This window comes from Novosphingobium sp. BAM6, from assembly GCF_057784955.1.
Map to the genome: position 1 here is coordinate 1,812,561 of NZ_JBYNTR010000001.1, position 14,557 is coordinate 1,827,117.

General features: G+C 62.3%; 13 protein-coding genes, 1 tRNA gene and 1 pseudogene. 8 read left to right on the top strand and 7 right to left on the bottom strand.

Annotation, left to right across the window (positions count from 1 at the left end; all coding sequences use genetic code 11):
* Positions 1–157 precede the first annotated feature (157 nt).
* Complete coding sequence (locus tag AC3EC3_RS08400) at positions 158–2,041, bottom strand: PHA/PHB synthase family protein (RefSeq protein WP_488489122.1); 1,884 nt, start codon at positions 2,039–2,041, stop codon at positions 158–160.
* 187 nt (positions 2,042–2,228) lie between these two features.
* On the opposite strand from AC3EC3_RS08400, the gene AC3EC3_RS08405 reads away from it, so the two are divergent.
* Entirely contained in the window at positions 2,229–3,428 is a 1,200-nt protein-coding gene (locus AC3EC3_RS08405) for an LL-diaminopimelate aminotransferase (protein WP_260924587.1), read from the top strand.
* A gap of 73 nt (positions 3,429–3,501) precedes the next feature.
* Entirely contained in the window at positions 3,502–4,275 is a 774-nt protein-coding gene (locus AC3EC3_RS08410; RefSeq protein ID WP_488489123.1) for a winged helix-turn-helix domain-containing protein, read from the top strand.
* A 21-nt stretch (positions 4,276–4,296) separates the two neighbouring features.
* Here the strand turns inward: AC3EC3_RS08410 and mobA are convergent, their stop codons facing one another.
* Positions 4,297–4,827: a molybdenum cofactor guanylyltransferase gene (mobA, locus tag AC3EC3_RS08415; protein ID WP_488489124.1), complete on the bottom strand. Its 531-nt coding sequence runs from the start codon at positions 4,825–4,827 to the stop codon at positions 4,297–4,299.
* Between the two features lie 211 nt (positions 4,828–5,038).
* Between mobA and AC3EC3_RS08420 the strand changes: the two genes are divergently transcribed.
* Together AC3EC3_RS08420 and AC3EC3_RS08425 are read left to right on the top strand one after the other, a co-directional pair.
* Positions 5,039–5,112, top strand: a tRNA-Cys gene (locus AC3EC3_RS08420).
* 163 nt (positions 5,113–5,275) lie between these two features.
* Positions 5,276–6,526: a tyrosine-type recombinase/integrase gene (locus tag AC3EC3_RS08425; RefSeq protein WP_488489125.1), complete on the top strand. Its 1,251-nt coding sequence runs from the start codon at positions 5,276–5,278 to the stop codon at positions 6,524–6,526.
* A gap of 268 nt (positions 6,527–6,794) precedes the next feature.
* On the opposite strand, the gene AC3EC3_RS08430 is transcribed toward AC3EC3_RS08425, so the two are convergent.
* The gene (locus AC3EC3_RS08430) at positions 6,795–6,986 is read right to left on the bottom strand and encodes a hypothetical protein (protein WP_488489126.1); all 192 of its coding nucleotides are present in this window, start codon (positions 6,984–6,986) and stop codon (positions 6,795–6,797) included.
* Between the two features lie 245 nt (positions 6,987–7,231).
* On the opposite strand from AC3EC3_RS08430, the gene AC3EC3_RS08435 reads away from it, so the two are divergent.
* Complete coding sequence (locus tag AC3EC3_RS08435; protein WP_260924599.1) at positions 7,232–7,594, top strand: PRC-barrel domain-containing protein; 363 nt, start codon at positions 7,232–7,234, stop codon at positions 7,592–7,594.
* A 215-nt stretch (positions 7,595–7,809) separates the two neighbouring features.
* On the opposite strand, the gene AC3EC3_RS08440 is transcribed toward AC3EC3_RS08435, so the two are convergent.
* A complete protein-coding gene (locus AC3EC3_RS08440; protein ID WP_488489127.1) occupies positions 7,810–8,214 on the bottom strand; it encodes a MerR family transcriptional regulator in 405 nt (134 codons plus the stop codon).
* 64 nt (positions 8,215–8,278) lie between these two features.
* Here AC3EC3_RS08440 and AC3EC3_RS08445 point away from each other — a divergent pair, with 64 nt between their 5' ends.
* Positions 8,279–8,935, top strand: a complete 657-nt coding sequence (locus tag AC3EC3_RS08445; RefSeq protein WP_488489128.1) for a cation efflux transmembrane domain-containing protein — start codon at positions 8,279–8,281, stop codon at positions 8,933–8,935.
* Here the strand turns inward: AC3EC3_RS08445 and AC3EC3_RS08450 are convergent.
* The 3 genes and pseudogenes from AC3EC3_RS08450 to AC3EC3_RS08460 all read right to left on the bottom strand — a co-directional run bounded on the left by AC3EC3_RS08450 (position 8,898) and on the right by AC3EC3_RS08460 (position 10,916).
* A complete protein-coding gene (locus AC3EC3_RS08450) occupies positions 8,898–10,370 on the bottom strand; it encodes a TonB-dependent receptor plug domain-containing protein (RefSeq protein WP_488489235.1) in 1,473 nt (490 codons plus the stop codon). The two genes, AC3EC3_RS08445 and AC3EC3_RS08450, sit on opposite strands and share 38 nt — an antisense overlap.
* A 21-nt stretch (positions 10,371–10,391) precedes the next feature.
* A pseudogene (locus tag AC3EC3_RS08455) lies at positions 10,392–10,535 on the bottom strand (TonB-dependent receptor plug domain-containing protein); the annotation flags it as partial.
* A gap of 12 nt (positions 10,536–10,547) precedes the next feature.
* Positions 10,548–10,916: a hypothetical protein gene (locus tag AC3EC3_RS08460; RefSeq protein ID WP_488489129.1), complete on the bottom strand. Its 369-nt coding sequence runs from the start codon at positions 10,914–10,916 to the stop codon at positions 10,548–10,550.
* A gap of 230 nt (positions 10,917–11,146) precedes the next feature.
* Between AC3EC3_RS08460 and AC3EC3_RS08465 the strand changes: the two genes are divergently transcribed.
* Both AC3EC3_RS08465 and AC3EC3_RS08470 read left to right on the top strand, forming a co-directional pair.
* Complete coding sequence (locus AC3EC3_RS08465; RefSeq protein WP_488489130.1) at positions 11,147–12,925, top strand: ATP-binding protein; 1,779 nt, start codon at positions 11,147–11,149, stop codon at positions 12,923–12,925.
* Positions 12,926–13,172: 247 nt separating this feature from the next.
* The gene (locus tag AC3EC3_RS08470; protein WP_488489131.1) at positions 13,173–14,555 is read left to right on the top strand and encodes a sensor histidine kinase; all 1,383 of its coding nucleotides are present in this window, start codon (positions 13,173–13,175) and stop codon (positions 14,553–14,555) included.
* The last annotated feature ends 2 nt before the right edge of the window (positions 14,556–14,557 follow it).

The following is a 14,557-nucleotide window of genomic DNA, read 5'->3' on the forward strand; positions in this document are numbered from 1 at the left end:
CAGACGCAATCCGGACATAACCGGGAGACAATTCCGTTTGTGCGAAAGGGCACACAATCACCTCAAGCGCCATCGCCCGGCACCGCCGCGAGGCGTCTGGCACAATCCTTTGCCATTGGGAATTTCAGCGGTTTACCGACCTGCCGAAAAAGCGCGATCAGCGCATCATCACGTAGCGCCCCGGCGCATCCTCGATCGCCTTGTCGCCGCGACCGCCGGGCCGCCGCTTGCCCCTGGCAGGCAATTTCGCGCCATCGAGCGCCTCGATCCATTCGGCCCAGTGCGGCCACCAGCTGCCTCGATGCTCGTGTGCGCCATCAACGAAAGCCTCCAGCGAATCGACAGGGACGTCGTTCACCCAGTACTGGTACTTGTTGGCGCTCGGCGGGTTGACGACACCCGCGATATGCCCCGATCCCGCCAGCAGGAACGTCCATGGCCCTGCCAGATGGCGCGTCAGCTTCCACACGCTGCGCGGCGGGGCGATATGATCCTCGCGCCCCGCCTGGATATAGCAGGGCGTCGTGATCCGGCGCAGGTCGATCGGCACGCCCCCGGCCTGAAGGGAATCAGGCACCACCAGCCGGTTGTCGCGATAGAGATCGCGCAGATAGTCGCGATGCCAGCGCGCAGGCAGATTGGTGACGTCGCCGTTCCAGTGCAGCAAATCGAAGGCCGGACGATCCTCGCCCTTGAGGTAGTTGCGCTCGACATGCGACCAGATCAGGTCGTTGCCACGCAGGATATTGAACGTCGCGGCCAGATAGCGCCCGTCGAGATAGCCGTCAGGCGACAGCTTGCCGATGGCATCGATCTGCGCATCGTCGACGAAGTTCTTGAGATCGCCCGCCTCCTCGAAGTCCACTTGCGCGGTCAGGAACGTGGCGCTCGCCACCTTGTCGCCCTCGCCCTTCCTCGCAAGGATCGCCAGCGTGGCCGCGAGCGTCGTGCCCGCGACGCAATACCCCACGGTATGGACGGCAGGCACCTTCAGCCGCTCACGCACAAGGTCGATCACGGCGATCTGCGCCGCGATGTAATCGTCCCACACCATATCGGCCATTGATGCGTCGGCGGACTTCCACGAGACCATGAACACGGTGATCCCCTGCTCCACGGCCCAGCGCACGAAGCTTTTCTTCGCGTTGAGGTCGAGGATGTAGAAGCGGTTGATCCACGGCGGGAAGATCACCAGCGGCGTCGCCAGCACCTTGTCGGTCGTCGGCGTGTACTGGATCAGCTGGTAGAGCGGCGTCTCTGCGATCACCTTGCCCGGCGTCACCGCGATATTCTCGCCCAGCGTGAAGGCGCCGGGGCTGGAATGCACGATCTGCCCCTTGCGCAGATCGTCGATCAGGTTCTCGAACCCGCGCACCAGACTTTCGCCCTGCGTCTCCGCCGCCCTGGCCATCGCCAGCGGATTGGTCAGCGGGAAATTCGAGGGGCTGAGCGCATCGGCGACAGCCCGCACGACGAACACCAGCTGTGCCTTGCGGCTGGCATCGACGCCCTCAGAGGCCTCGGCCATCGCCACCAACCGCTGCGAGAGCAGCAGATAGAGCTGATGGATGACGGCAAAGAACGGCTTGCTACTCCACGCCGCATCCCCGAAACGGCGGTCGCCGCCCAGCGGCAAAAGCGGCAGTTCGGGCACCTGTTCGGCAGCTTGAGGTCCCATGCCGTACTGGCCCAGCACCGAGTTCACGAGCGAAATGCCTTCTTCCCACAGATGCTTGTTCACATCGGGGTCGCTGAGCGGCAACTGGCGCAGCACCGTCTCGATCGTACCTGCCCACTTCGCCGGGTCGCCCAGCGGCGATGTGCCGCCGCCGACCTTCTGCAACTGCTCGATCTGATAGTCCTGCCAGAGCGACTGCATCCGACCGACGACACCTGCCCAGTTCACGGCATTCTCGTCCGCCTCTTTCGCATCGCCCCCGCTCCCGCCCCCGCCCGCCGATGTCGTGCCCAGCATGGCCTGGAACGTATCGGTCTGCGCACGGACAATATCGGCAAGCATCGCGTTGGATTCGGTGGGCATGGCGTAGGCGCGGCTCCTTCCTCTCACCATGGTGTTGTGGGGAGCAAGCGCAGCGCTGTCGAGTCCTCAAAGCAGCGCTTTGTCGCCTCCCCCGATCGCCCCGGAAAGCAACTCGCCACTTTCGCGCGGGCGAAAGACTGATATGGGAGGCTCGCGCCAATTTTCGCGCAAGATCAGGAAAGAGACCATGTCCGAAGAGTTCTACCGCATCAAGCGTCTGCCGCCTTACGTGATCGCCGAAGTCAATGCGATGCGTCACGCGGCGCGCCAGGCGGGACGGGACATCATCGACCTCGGCATGGGCAACCCCGATCTGCCCCCTCCCCAGCACGTGCTCGACAAGCTGTGCGAGGTTGCCCAGAAGCCCGACGCGCACGGCTATTCGCAGTCCAAGGGTATCCCCGGCCTGCGCCGCGCCCAGGCGAACTATTATGCCAACCGCTTCGGCGTCGAACTGGACCCCGAGCGCGAGGTCGTCGTGACCATGGGCTCGAAGGAGGGCCTTGCCAGCCTCGCCACCGCGATCACCGCGCCCGGCGACGTGGTGCTGGCACCCAACCCCAGCTATCCGATCCACACCTTCGGCTTCATCATCGCCGGGGCGACCATCCGCTCGGTGCCGACGACGCCGGACGAGAACTACTGGCGCTCGCTCGACCGGGCGATGGCCTTCACCGTCCCGCGCCCCTCGATCCTCATCGTCAACTATCCGTCAAACCCGACAGCAGAGACGGTGGACCTCGCCTTCTACGAGCGCCTCGTCGCCTGGGCGAAGGAGAACAAAGTCTGGATCCTGTCCGACCTTGCCTATTCGGAGCTGTATTACGACGGTAATCCGACCCGCTCGATCCTCGAGGTGCCGGGTGCCAAGGACGTCGCGGTCGAGTTCACCTCACTATCGAAGACGTACTCGATGGCCGGCTGGCGCATCGGCTTCGCGGTGGGCAACCCACATCTCATCTCCGCGCTGACCCGCGTGAAGTCCTACCTCGACTACGGCGCTTTCACGCCGATCCAGGCGGCGGCCTGCGCCGCGCTCAACGGCCCGCAGGATATCGTGGAGAAGAACCGCCTGCTCTATCAAAAGCGTCGCGACGTGATGGTCGAGGCGTTCGGGCGTGCCGGATGGGACATCCCCAGCCCCAAGGCCTCGATGTTCGCCTGGGCGCCGCTGCCGCCTGCGCTCAAGGAAATGGGCAGTCTGGAATTCTCCAAGCAGTTGCTCAGCGAGGCCGAAGTCGCGGTCGCGCCGGGCGTCGGCTATGGTGAGGACGGCGAAGGCTATGTGCGAATCGCCATGGTCGAGAACGAGCAGCGCCTGCGTCAGGCCGCGCGCAACATTCGCCGCTTCCTGCAGAAAAAAGGCGTGAACACGCCCGCAACCTAAGCAATTCTGCCGATTACAGGCCCCATCTGTAATTTTCTCCGTGTTGTTCCGGAGGCTTGCCGCCCCTTACAAAATGGCAAGCGACAACAACGGGGGATTACAGATGGGCAGCCACACGGCAGCCGGTCGACAGCGCTATTTTGCGTGGGTCGGCCCAGGGGAAATCAGCGCCGAATACGATCTGAGGAAGCTCGGCTGGGGCCTCAGGCAGCGCAGTGAGTTCGAGCATGGCGCTTCCCAAACCGCCTGCCCGATGCTGCTCGACGGCAGCCGCGAAGATGCAGGCTTTCTCGACACGCTTCTGCTGTCTGTTCCCAAAGCGCAGCGACGTCGGATCGCCGTCATCGGGTTGCCGGACAATGCCGACTGCGCCGCCATCCTGCGCATGGGATATGGCGAGGCGCTGAAATCCGGCACATCGCTGGAGGAAATCGGCGCGCGGGCGGACCGCATCGATTGCCTGGGAACGTGGGTACCGCGCTTCCGCAATGTCGGCCCGCTGCATCTCGATCTCGTCGATCGCGAAGCCTTTGCCGATGGACGCTCGCTCGATCTCAATCCGCGCGAATTCTCGCTGCTCTGGCGCCTGGCCGACGAGCCTCGCAGCGTCGTCAGCAAGCAGGCCCTCATTCAGGACGTATGGCGCATGGGCTTCGTGCCGGAGACCAACAGCATCGCCGTCCACATGTCCCGCCTGCGCCGCAAGCTGGGCTACGCGGGGCTGGCCAGCATCATCGCAACCGCACCCGAAGGCGGCTACCTGCTCGCCCTCGATGCACGCGAAGGCCCTGCGGCATACCGCCCTCTCGCCTCGCAATCCGCCGGGATGGAGCGGCACACCCTCTGATCGGGGCCGTTCGCCCGGCACTCAATTCGCGTCGGGCAGTCGGGCAAGGTCGGCGGGCGTATTGATGTTGGCTGGCGCCTGCGCAAGGCGCTCCATCCGAGCACCAACCGCCTCAACGAAGCGCATCATCGAATGAACGCCTTCGCCATGCAGGATCTCCTCCAGCACCGGCAACGTTTCCACCGGCCACAGACCGATCACGGGATTGGCAGCAAGGCAGGCAGGGCCGGGAGAAAGGCGCGCCAACAGATCCTCCGGCAGGCCCAACGCATCGACGCTGCTGCTGAGCACCGCCCCATAGCCTTCATCCTGCGCCAGCCGCAGGGCGGCGGCCAGCCCGCCAAGCGGCCCCATGCCCGCATGCGGCCAATCGGGCAGCGTCGGCGCGGGTGCTGTCTCACGCCCGACCACCACCACATATTCGCACCACCCCGCCAGCGTATCCACCGCCCGCGACAGGAGAGTGTGGCCATCATAGACCGCCAGCGCCTTATCGCTTCCGAACCGGGTCGAAAGACCGCCCGCGATCACCGCACCAAGGATCAGGGTCATGACGGCAGGCTCCTTTCATGCTCCGGGTATTCCCGCAGACAGGCAAAGACATAAGCGAGGACACAAGCCTTGTTCAAACCCTCTACCCGCCAACAGGTTGCCTGGATACCGCACGCGCCGCCGTCTCTGATCCTCGCTTGTGCTACATAAAGCCAGAAACAGGATTGCGCCCTGTGCCAGAAGCCGCTAGTGGCGCCATTCCCACGCGATCGGCCCGATGGCGGAGTGGTGACGCAGCGGATTGCAAATCCGTGCACGCCGGTTCGATTCCGGCTCGGGCCTCCATTTTTGCTTCTCAGAGGGTCTGAGAGCATCGCATAAGTCGCTGTTTTTCGCCATTTTTACGTGGTAAAATGTCTCCGACAGGTTCGGGCCATTTCACCAAATCTCACCCCAATCATGGAAGATTTGATGGTACGCCCCGCCATAGCGATGGGGAGATACCATCATGTTGGAAGGAAAGCGGCAGAAGTCCGGGCTCACCGCAGCTTGGGTGTCGCGTGCTAAGCCAAAAGACAAGGCCTACAAGCTCAGCGACCGCGATGGGCTCTACCTTCAGATCGAACCCAGCGGCTTACGCGTCTGGCGAATGAATTACCGCTTTCTAGGCAAACAGAGAACCATAACCTTCGGGCGTTGGCCAGAGCTGCTGCTGGGAAAGGCGCGAGAACGACTGCTCGATGCGCGGCGGCTTCTCGCCAAGGGGGTCGATCCCGTCGAGCATGCCAAGCTTGAAAAGATCGAGAAGATGCTCGCAGCGGCGCACACTTTCGAAGCGGTGGCGAACGAGTGGCTTGAAAAGATAGCCGCCGAAGGTGCCGCAGCCATGACGCTCAAGAAGGCGCGCTGGCTGCTCGCGAAGCTCTATCCCGCGATCGGAAAGCGCCCCATCCGCGAAATATCGGCGCATGAGTTGCTTCTGGCCTTGAAGAAGATCGAGGCCACGAAACGCTACGACACCGCCAATCGGGCACGGACCGCGTCCAGCCAGGTCTTTCGATATGCGATTGCCACGGCGAGAGCCGAGCGCGATATCGCCTCGGATCTTCGCGGCGCCCTTGTCACCCCTCGAACGACTCATCGGGCCGCAATCACCACGCCGATCGAAGCCGGGGCTTTGCTGCGGACTATCGATGAATATGACGGCAATCCGCTTACGCGAACGGCGCTGCGTTTGCTGGCGCATGTTTTCGTGCGGCCCGGCGAACTGCGCTGGGCGGAATGGAGCGAGTTTGACCTGCACAAGCGCGTCTGGACGATCCCAGGTCACAAGATGAAGATGCGCCGCCCCCACGCCGTCCCCCTCACCCGGCAGGTCGTCGCCATACTTGGCGAGATCGAACACGATGCGGGCTACAGCCCTTTTCTTTTCCCCTCCCTACGCTCGGTGGACCGACCGATGTCGGACAACACGATCAATGCCGCGCTCCGGCGCCTCGGCTACGGCAAGGACGAAATGACCGGCCACGGATTTCGGGCGCTGGCCGCGACGCTGCTCAACGAAATGGGCTGCTGGAATCCCGATGCGATCGAACGCCAGCTCGCGCACGCTGATGGCAATTCCATCCGCCGCGCTTATGCACGCGGCCAATACTGGGACGAGCGTGTTCGCATGATGCAGCACTGGTCGGACCACATCGATCAACTGCGCGACGGCGCAACGGTACTGCGACCCAAATTCGGCCATAGCGGCTCATGAAGGGTTGCACTTACCTCAGCCTGCGCAACAAATACGAAAGCTTGGCGCAAGCAGCCGAAACCATGCCGGAGGAATTTTCGTGGTGCGGGCATTGACCGTTTCCGTGCGCATTTTGCAGGCCACAAGCGCCAAATGTACAGGTGCAGATCGGGTTTAGCACCATTCCGACCATTTGCCGCAAGTTGCACTGTGAAGACTTCCGGCCGTAGCGGAGCATCGGCGAGCCCCACACCGCGCCCGTAACCGACCGGACCACGCCTGCCGCTGATTATCGGCTATCCAGATCCGGAGCGGGCACCTCGTTGGGCCCCTCATCAGGTTCATCGATATCAGGGGCATCCGGCACGATCTCCGGAGGCTCCTGGAACGGGGTCTCGGCAGGCGGCATGTCTGGCGGCATCTCAATCGGCGATTGCGGATTGATGGTGTCGGGCGGCGGCATTTCTGGATTTGTAGCCATGAAAATCTCCTCTCACTGACATAGCGGGCAGGCATAATCATGGTTCCCGAAATTCCGGCCGAAGTCAGAACAGATGCCGTCGTTCAGTGCAGCCCAAACAGGGGGCAGGCTGAACTGATGTCTGGCCGCCTAGCGGTTGAGCGTGTCGCATGAGCGCGGAACGTGGCGAAGCACCAAGCGTTTGATCGGGACAATCATCCTGCAGGAGGATGTAAGATTAACCGGCAACGGCAAAGGAACGATAAATGGCGGATGCAGCCACAGCAACTCCGACCCTCGTTGAAGCGGACACTTCCGGATTGAAGGTGCGGTCGCGCGATGGCGACAACCTTGGCCACATCAAATCCTTCATGGTCGACAAGCGTTCGGGCCAGTCGGACTTTGCCGTGTTGAGCCTGGGCGGCTTTCTGGGCTTCAACAAAAGCTTCTATCCCGTGCCCTTCAGTGTGCTGGCCTACGACGCGCCGGCGGATGACTACGTGGTCACTATCGATCGGCGTGTTCTGGAAGGTGGTCCCAGTTGGGCAAACAACGCACCCGAATTCAATCAGGCGTATGCCGATCGCGTGTCGAGCTACTATGGCACGCCATCGGCGCAGATCATTTGATGGCATGAAAGGACCGTGACCCTGACTGACCCGTAAGCAGGGAGCAACACAGGGCCTGCAGTGTGTCCGCCAAGCCATATGAGCAGCTTGAATTGGCACTTAGATGCCGTAAGCGGGAGCCATCCACCTCATCCGCTTTCCAATTCTGGACGCCGAAGATTGGCCGTTAGAGGACTGGCAACTTCGGACCACGAGAAGCAAAATAGTTGCCATTCTCAGGATGGCGATGCTGGCCCAAGTGCTTCGATGATGCGGCAGTCAGCAACGATGCCGCCATCGCAGGAATCGATCACCGCTTTCAGCTCTTTGCGGAGGGCGGCAAGGTCGGCCAGTTTGCGATCCACCTCCAGCAAATGCTCTCTGGCGATCCGGTCGATACCGGCGCAATCGCAGCTGCGGTCGCCCGAAATGCCCAGTAGCGCGCGAACCTGATCGAGCGAAAACCCAAGGTCGCGGGCACGGCGGATGAAGGAAAGGCGGCCAAGTTCGGCCTGTCCATAGTCCCGGTAATTGCTTGTCGTCCGCGCCGGCTTGGGTAGCAGGCCGATCTTCTCATAATAGCGGATCGTCTCGATCTTGGTGGCCGTCGCCTTGCCCATGTCGCCGATTGTGAATGCCATGCCCTTGACCCTGTAGTTGCTACAGGGCCTATATAGCCCGTCATCACCGAAACAGGAGATGCATATGGCCGGCGGATGCTGCAGCGGATCACAGGACAATACCGAAAAGCTGAACGACGCGGCATGGCGGCGCGTGCTGTGGATCGCGCTTGTGATCAACGCGGTCATGTTCGGCGTGGATGTCGTCGCCGGGGTCACTGCCGGGTCCGCATCGCTCAAGGCCGATGCGCTCGACTTTCTGGGCGATGCCGCCAACTACGCGATCAGCCTCGGCGTTGCAGGCATGGCGCTGGCATGGCGAGCGCGGGCCGCTCTGGCCAAGGGCGTGTCGATCCTGCTGTTCGGCCTATGGGTGCTGGGCAACACCGTCTGGATGGCGGCGCAAGGCGTCGTGCCTGCCGCCGAAACCATGGGCATCGTGGGCGTGATTGCGCTGGTCGCCAACCTTGCCTGCGCCGCGATGCTATGGCGCCACCGCGAGGGTGACGCCAACCGGCGCTCGGTCTGGATCTGCTCGCGCAACGATGCGATCGGCAACATTGCCGTGGTCGCTGCCGCGCTGGGCGTATTCGGCACCGGCACGGGCTGGCCTGACATTGCAGTCGCAGCGATCATGGCTGCGCTGGCCTTGTCAGGCGGATGGCAGATCATCCGCCAAGCCCGTGGGGAACTGAGGAGCGCGCCTATTCACCGCCGAAGCGAAACCGCACCCCTCCGTTAAGGACGAACCCGTCGGTCGGTGCCCAGGCATCGACGGTCCACGCACCCGTCGCCGCCCGGCGCGGCAGGAGCAATGGATCGTATTTTGTCTGCCGCACATTGTGCAGGTTCTCGGCATTGAGGAACAGGCTGACCTTGCCCAGTATCAGTTCGCCCATCGCACCCAGTTGAACATAGGGCCTGCTGCGCGTCCGATAGGGATTGTCGTCCAGCGACTGCCGCCCGGTATAGTAGGCTTCGATACCGAAGCGGCCGCGCCCTTCCTTCTCCCACATGCCGACAAGACCTGCGCTGTCTCGGGGCGTCAGCGGCACGATGCGCCGACCGGGTCCGTCTGGGTCCGGTTCGCTCGCGGCGACATGGACGTAGCTGCCGGTCACGGACAGCGCCCGCCAGCGATAGCGCAACAGCACTTCTGCGCCGCGCGTTCGCGTGACGCCATCGGCGTTGGCCAGCGTGACATGATCGGCATCCACCACCTGCAATTGCTGGGCACGGTCGATGTTGGAAGCGAACAGGCTGACGTTGGCTTCGAATGGCCCACTGGCATAGCCGAAGTCGATCGACCCGCTATCGGCGAGCTCCGCCTTGAGCTTTCCATAGGGCAGCAGGTGCGCGAGGCCATTGGCCTCCGTTTCCTCGACGAACGGTGTCGGCGCGTAGAAGCCGCGCCCCAATGAAGCGCGGATCGTCCAGGGACCGGGCCGATAGAGCGCGGACACACGCGGACTGAAATGCGAGCCATAGTCGCTGTGGGCATCCCAGCGCAGGCTGCCTGCCAGCGTCAGCCGATCGGCCAGTTCCTGCTCGCCCTGAACGAACAGCGCGGGCACGGTGTAGCTATAGTCGAAGGCTGAGAATGCTTTGGACCGGTAGTCGTCCAACTGGACCGCGGCGCCTGCCAGCCATGTCGTCGCGCCCGCTTTGCCGCCGACTGACGCCTCGGCAAAAGCCGTGCGGTGACGGTCATTCTCGACCGTGTCGCCGAAGACATGACGATGCGACTGGGTGACGCCTGAGGCACGCAGATGCAACGTGCCGATGCCGTCCAGCGGTGTTTCGGCCGTGAGGCCCAGATCGTAGCGTCGGCTGCGCAGCGTCTGCGCATATGGCGATCCGTCCGGCGCATTGGCTCCAGGCATAGTCCCGCCGTCGCGCTGTTCGGCCATCGCACCGAAGGTCAGCAGTGCCTTAGTGCCATCGGCAGCATCGAGAAACAGGCGAGGCCGAACCGTGAAGCGGTCATAGCCGGGCATGTCTGCCCACCTGTCATCGTTCAAATCCTGACGGCTTTGCCGGTCGTAGCCAGCGGTGAGCGAGGCGCTGAGCACTCTGCTGAGCGGTGCGGCGACATACCCTGTCACATCCTGCCCGTCCCGGCTGGTGGCATTGAGCAGGAGTTCGCCTTGCGGCTCGCTCGCCGGACGGCGTGACACCAGATTGATGACGCCGCCCAGCGCCGAAGGGCCGTAAAGCGCCGATGCCGCGCCCTTGATGATCTCCACCTGTCCAAGATCGGTAGGCGGGATTTGCAACAGGCCGATAGAGGGCGTTTGCCCGCCGTAAAGCGGCAGTCCGTCAGCCAGTATCTGCGTGTAGCGGTCCTTGAGGCCCTAGATGCGGACGTTGGCCGCTCCCAGCGCGGGCGATGTTGTCTGCACGCGGACACCTGGCGTCTCACTGACCAGCATGGCGATGTTGCCGGGCCGCATGAGGAGTTTCTCCTCAATCTCCTCTCGGTTGATCACATCGACGCGGATCGGCTCGTCCTGGACACGGCGTCCCGTGCGCGTCGCCTGAACGACGATCTCGGTTTCGGCGTCTTCAGCCCGATCGGCTTCGGCCTGAGCATGGGCTGGGCCGGCCATCATGGTCGCGATTATCAGCGCGCTGCTTCCAGCATAGGTCGTGCCGCCACGAAACATTAGATTCATATTTCCCCGTTCCTGCCCGGCATGAAGCGCCGCCTCGGGAGGCTCCATAACGCCTGTAGCAACTACAGGGTCAAGGGCAGCTTTCAGGATCGATATCGGCTGTAGGAATGACGAAGATGGGCGCTTGCCTCCGAGCCGCTCACGCCGCCGTCTGATGTCTCATTATGACACGGCTAGCCGACGCCCCAGGCGACAGTTGGCCGGAACCTTTCCATCACCTTGGCGGTTGAACGGCTGCGATGCGTCCGTTGATCTCGCGCACGCGGGGAGACCAGACAATGACTAATGCGCATCACGGCCCGCTCGTTCAGGACGCGCCTGATGGGCTCTCCGACATAGACCTGCTGCACCAGATCAGCGTCGCGCTTATCAACGAGCAGGATCGCTTCGAGCTCTATGGCAAGATCGTCGATGCTGCTGTTACCATCACGGGTTCGCAGTTCGGAACGATGCAATTGCTTTGTCCGAGCGATGACCCATCGGGCCATGGCGGCGAACTGCAGCTCCTGGCGCAGCGCGGCCTGCCGCCCGAGGCGGTCGGTTTCTGGAAGTGGGTGAACCCCGCCGCTTACAGCAGCTGCACCCTAGCGCTGAAATTCGGTCAGCGCGCGATCGTGCCCGACTTCGAGGAGTGGGACGACATCAGCGGGACACCCGATCTCCAGGCATTCCGCGATGCCGGGATCCGGTCGGCGCAGACCACCCCTCTGCTTTCGCGCAGTGGCAAGCTGCTGGGAATGATCTCCACCCACTGGAGCAAGCCGCATGAGCCTTCGGAGCGGGACCTGCGCATGCTCGATATCGTGGCCCGCCAAGCTGCCGACATTCTGGAGCGCACGATCGCCGAAGAGGCGCTGCGCCATCTCAATGAGACCCTGGAAATGCGGGTGGAGGAACGCTCCCGCGAACTGATGGCGTCGGAAGATCAGGTCCGCCAGTTGCAAAAGATGGAGGCCATCGGGCAACTGACCGGCGGTGTGGCGCACGACTTCAACAACCTTCTGACTATCATCCGCTCCTCCGCCGAACTTCTCGCCCGCCGCGAACTGCCGCGCGACAAGCAGAAGAAATACATCGACGCGATAGCGGAAACGGCGGATCGCGCCGCGAAGCTGACCAGCCAGCTTTTGGCGTTCGCCAGGAGGCAGGCGCTGAAGCCCGAAGTCTTCAACGCGGCCGCGAAAGTGGGCAGCGTTGCGGATATGCTGCGCACTGTGGTGGGATCGCGGGTGGATCTCGTCGTCGATCCGATCTGCGGTTCCTGTTTCGTGGAAGTCGATGCCAGCCAGTTCGAAACCGCGCTCGTCAACATGGCGGTGAATGCCCGCGATGCGATGAACGGCGAAGGGTGCATCACCATAGCAATCGAGGCGGCGGGTTCGGTGCCCGCACGGCGCGGACATGCCGCTGCCAAAGGCGATTTCGTGAGGATTTCGGTTTCGGACAGCGGCTCAGGCATGCATCCCGAACAGCTCGATCATATCTTCGAGCCGTTCTTCACCACCAAGGAAGTCGGCAAGGGTACCGGACTTGGCCTCAGCCAAGTCTATGGCTTCACCAAGCAGTCCGGCGGCGAGATTGATGTCAACAGCCGGATTGGTGAAGGGACGACGTTCAGCCTTTACCTGCTGCGTGCCACGGCGCCGAATGCGGCACATGCCGTTTCGGCACCCGACGAAGTCGCGGCGAGCGAAGCCAGTATCCTCGTCGTGGAAGATAACGACCAAGTCGGAGAATTCGCATCACAGCTGCTGAGCGATCTTGGCTTCAGCACTCGCCGCGCCGCGAATGCCCGTGACGCGATCGCGATACTTGAGCGGGACCATGGCGAAATCGACATCGTTTTCTCCGACGTCGTCATGCCGGGCATGGACGGGGTCGAACTCGGCAGGCAGATCCGCTCCCGCTGGCCCAACCTGACAGTCGTTCTGACGAGCGGCTATAGCCATGTTCTGGCTGGCGACGCTCGTCATGGGTTTGCGCTGCTGCACAAGCCCTATTCCGTAGACGAGCTTTCGCGCGTACTGCGCGATGCCCGGCGAGGCAGCACACAGTAACGAGATACCCGCTTAATCAGACAACCCTCTGGCGAGAGCATGGCGGGGCAGCGGCCAGCAACAAGCTACTGGGCAGCTTGTTGATCAATTTCGTTATTCACGCCTCACGTCTCGGACACAGCGGGATCAGTCCGTTTAGCGCAGATCGGTTTTCTCCCGCTGGCACGCCGCTCGCGCGTTTGCTATCTCCCAATCGCTTGTTGCGGCTACTCTTTGACCGCACAGGCTCATATGAAAGCCATAAGAATTGCGGAGCTTCGACTTGCAGGCAATATCCCCGCAGGACATTGTTGATACGGTCCGCGAAGGACTGGTGATCCTTGATGGCGATCTGACAGTCGTCTCAGCCAACCGTAGCTTTTACAGACTTTTCGCGGTGACGCCCGAGGAGACCATCGGCCGCAGGATCTACGATCTTGGCGATGGCCAGTGGGATGCACCGGGGCTTCGGTTACTGCTTGAGGAAATCCTGCCCAAGGAACAGAACGTCGAGGCATTCGAGGTCGAGCACCGGTTCCCCCGTGTCGGCCACCGGATCGTCAATCTCAATGCCCGCAAGGTCTATCGCCTTGGCAACCATGTCGAGCACATCCTGATCACGATCTATGACGTGACCGACGTTCGCAATGAGCAGCTAAAGGCCAAACGCTCCGCGAAACTCATGCAGGCCATCGTGGATACGGTACGCGATCCACTCGTCATCCTTGATGAAAATCTGAAAATATCGGCGGCCAGTCGCAATTTCATCGAGTTGTTTGGCGATGCGGAAAAAGACATCCTCGGCAGGCACCTTGACGAGTTGAAGCAGGGGCAATGGGACGTCGCCGCTCTGAAGGAGCTGCTTGAAAAGGTGGTTCCGGATGAAGCCCCTTTCGAGGACTTCCTGGTCGAAGACGAGTTCCCGACTCTTGGCCATCGGGTTTTCAAGCTCAATGCCCGAAAGATTTACGTCCCCGGCAATCACGTCACGCAACTGCTGCTGGCATTCGAAGATGTGACCGAGGCTGTCGCCGCCGAGCGTTACAAGGAAATGATGGCTGCCGAACTGGCACACCGCATCAAGAATTCCCTCACCGTCATCTCGGCATTCGTGGCGTTCGAAATTCGCCGGGCGGCTGCGCCTTGCATTGATGGCTACCAGGCCATGCAGAGCCGGATCAGCGCGGTTGCCAGCCTATACGATGTCATTGCCCAGTCGAGCGCGTTTGGTCCGGTGGACATGCCCTCCTATCTGAGCGGGGTCGCGTCCAGCATTCGATCCAGCCTGATTGGCGCCGATGGCGCGATCACGGTCAACGTCGCCGCCGAGCCACTTTCCATCAATGCCGATCATGCTGTCCCTGTCGGCTTGCTGGTCAATGAACTGGCCACCAATTGCGTCAAGTATGCCTTTCCGAGTGGCAAAGGCAAAATCTCGCTGGGCTTCAGGCGCCACGACGGGGAAGTGGTTCTTCTGGTAGAGGATAACGGTGTGGGCTTGGATGCCGCAGCTTCGCGCGAAGGTAGCTCGGGAATGGGTACGCGTTTCGTTGACGCCTTCGTTCGCCAGATCGGCGGCACCCTTGCGCGGGCATCTGGCCCCAGCGGAACGACAATCACCGTAAGGTTGCCGGCCAGCATTCTGCAGTGAGG

Excerpts from the sequence above, each read along its gene's own strand:
- AC3EC3_RS08440 (WP_488489127.1), bottom strand. The coding sequence starts at position 8,214 with ATGGCATTCACAATCGGCGACATGGGCAAGGCGACGGCCACCAAGATC.
- AC3EC3_RS08405 (WP_260924587.1), top strand. The coding sequence starts at position 2,229 with ATGTCCGAAGAGTTCTACCGCATCAAGCGTCTGCCGCCTTACGTGATC.
- AC3EC3_RS08465 (WP_488489130.1), top strand. The coding sequence starts at position 11,147 with ATGACTAATGCGCATCACGGCCCGCTCGTTCAGGACGCGCCTGATGGG.
- AC3EC3_RS08445 (WP_488489128.1), top strand. The coding sequence starts at position 8,279 with ATGGCCGGCGGATGCTGCAGCGGATCACAGGACAATACCGAAAAGCTG.
- AC3EC3_RS08400 (WP_488489122.1), bottom strand. The coding sequence starts at position 2,041 with ATGCCCACCGAATCCAACGCGATGCTTGCCGATATTGTCCGTGCGCAG.
- AC3EC3_RS08410 (WP_488489123.1), top strand. The coding sequence starts at position 3,502 with ATGGCAAGCGACAACAACGGGGGATTACAGATGGGCAGCCACACGGCA.
- AC3EC3_RS08430 (WP_488489126.1), bottom strand. The coding sequence starts at position 6,986 with ATGGCTACAAATCCAGAAATGCCGCCGCCCGACACCATCAATCCGCAA.
- mobA (WP_488489124.1), bottom strand. The coding sequence starts at position 4,827 with ATGACCCTGATCCTTGGTGCGGTGATCGCGGGCGGTCTTTCGACCCGG.
- AC3EC3_RS08425 (WP_488489125.1), top strand. The coding sequence starts at position 5,276 with ATGTTGGAAGGAAAGCGGCAGAAGTCCGGGCTCACCGCAGCTTGGGTG.
- AC3EC3_RS08435 (WP_260924599.1), top strand. The coding sequence starts at position 7,232 with ATGGCGGATGCAGCCACAGCAACTCCGACCCTCGTTGAAGCGGACACT.
- AC3EC3_RS08460 (WP_488489129.1), bottom strand. The coding sequence starts at position 10,916 with ATGGAGCCTCCCGAGGCGGCGCTTCATGCCGGGCAGGAACGGGGAAAT.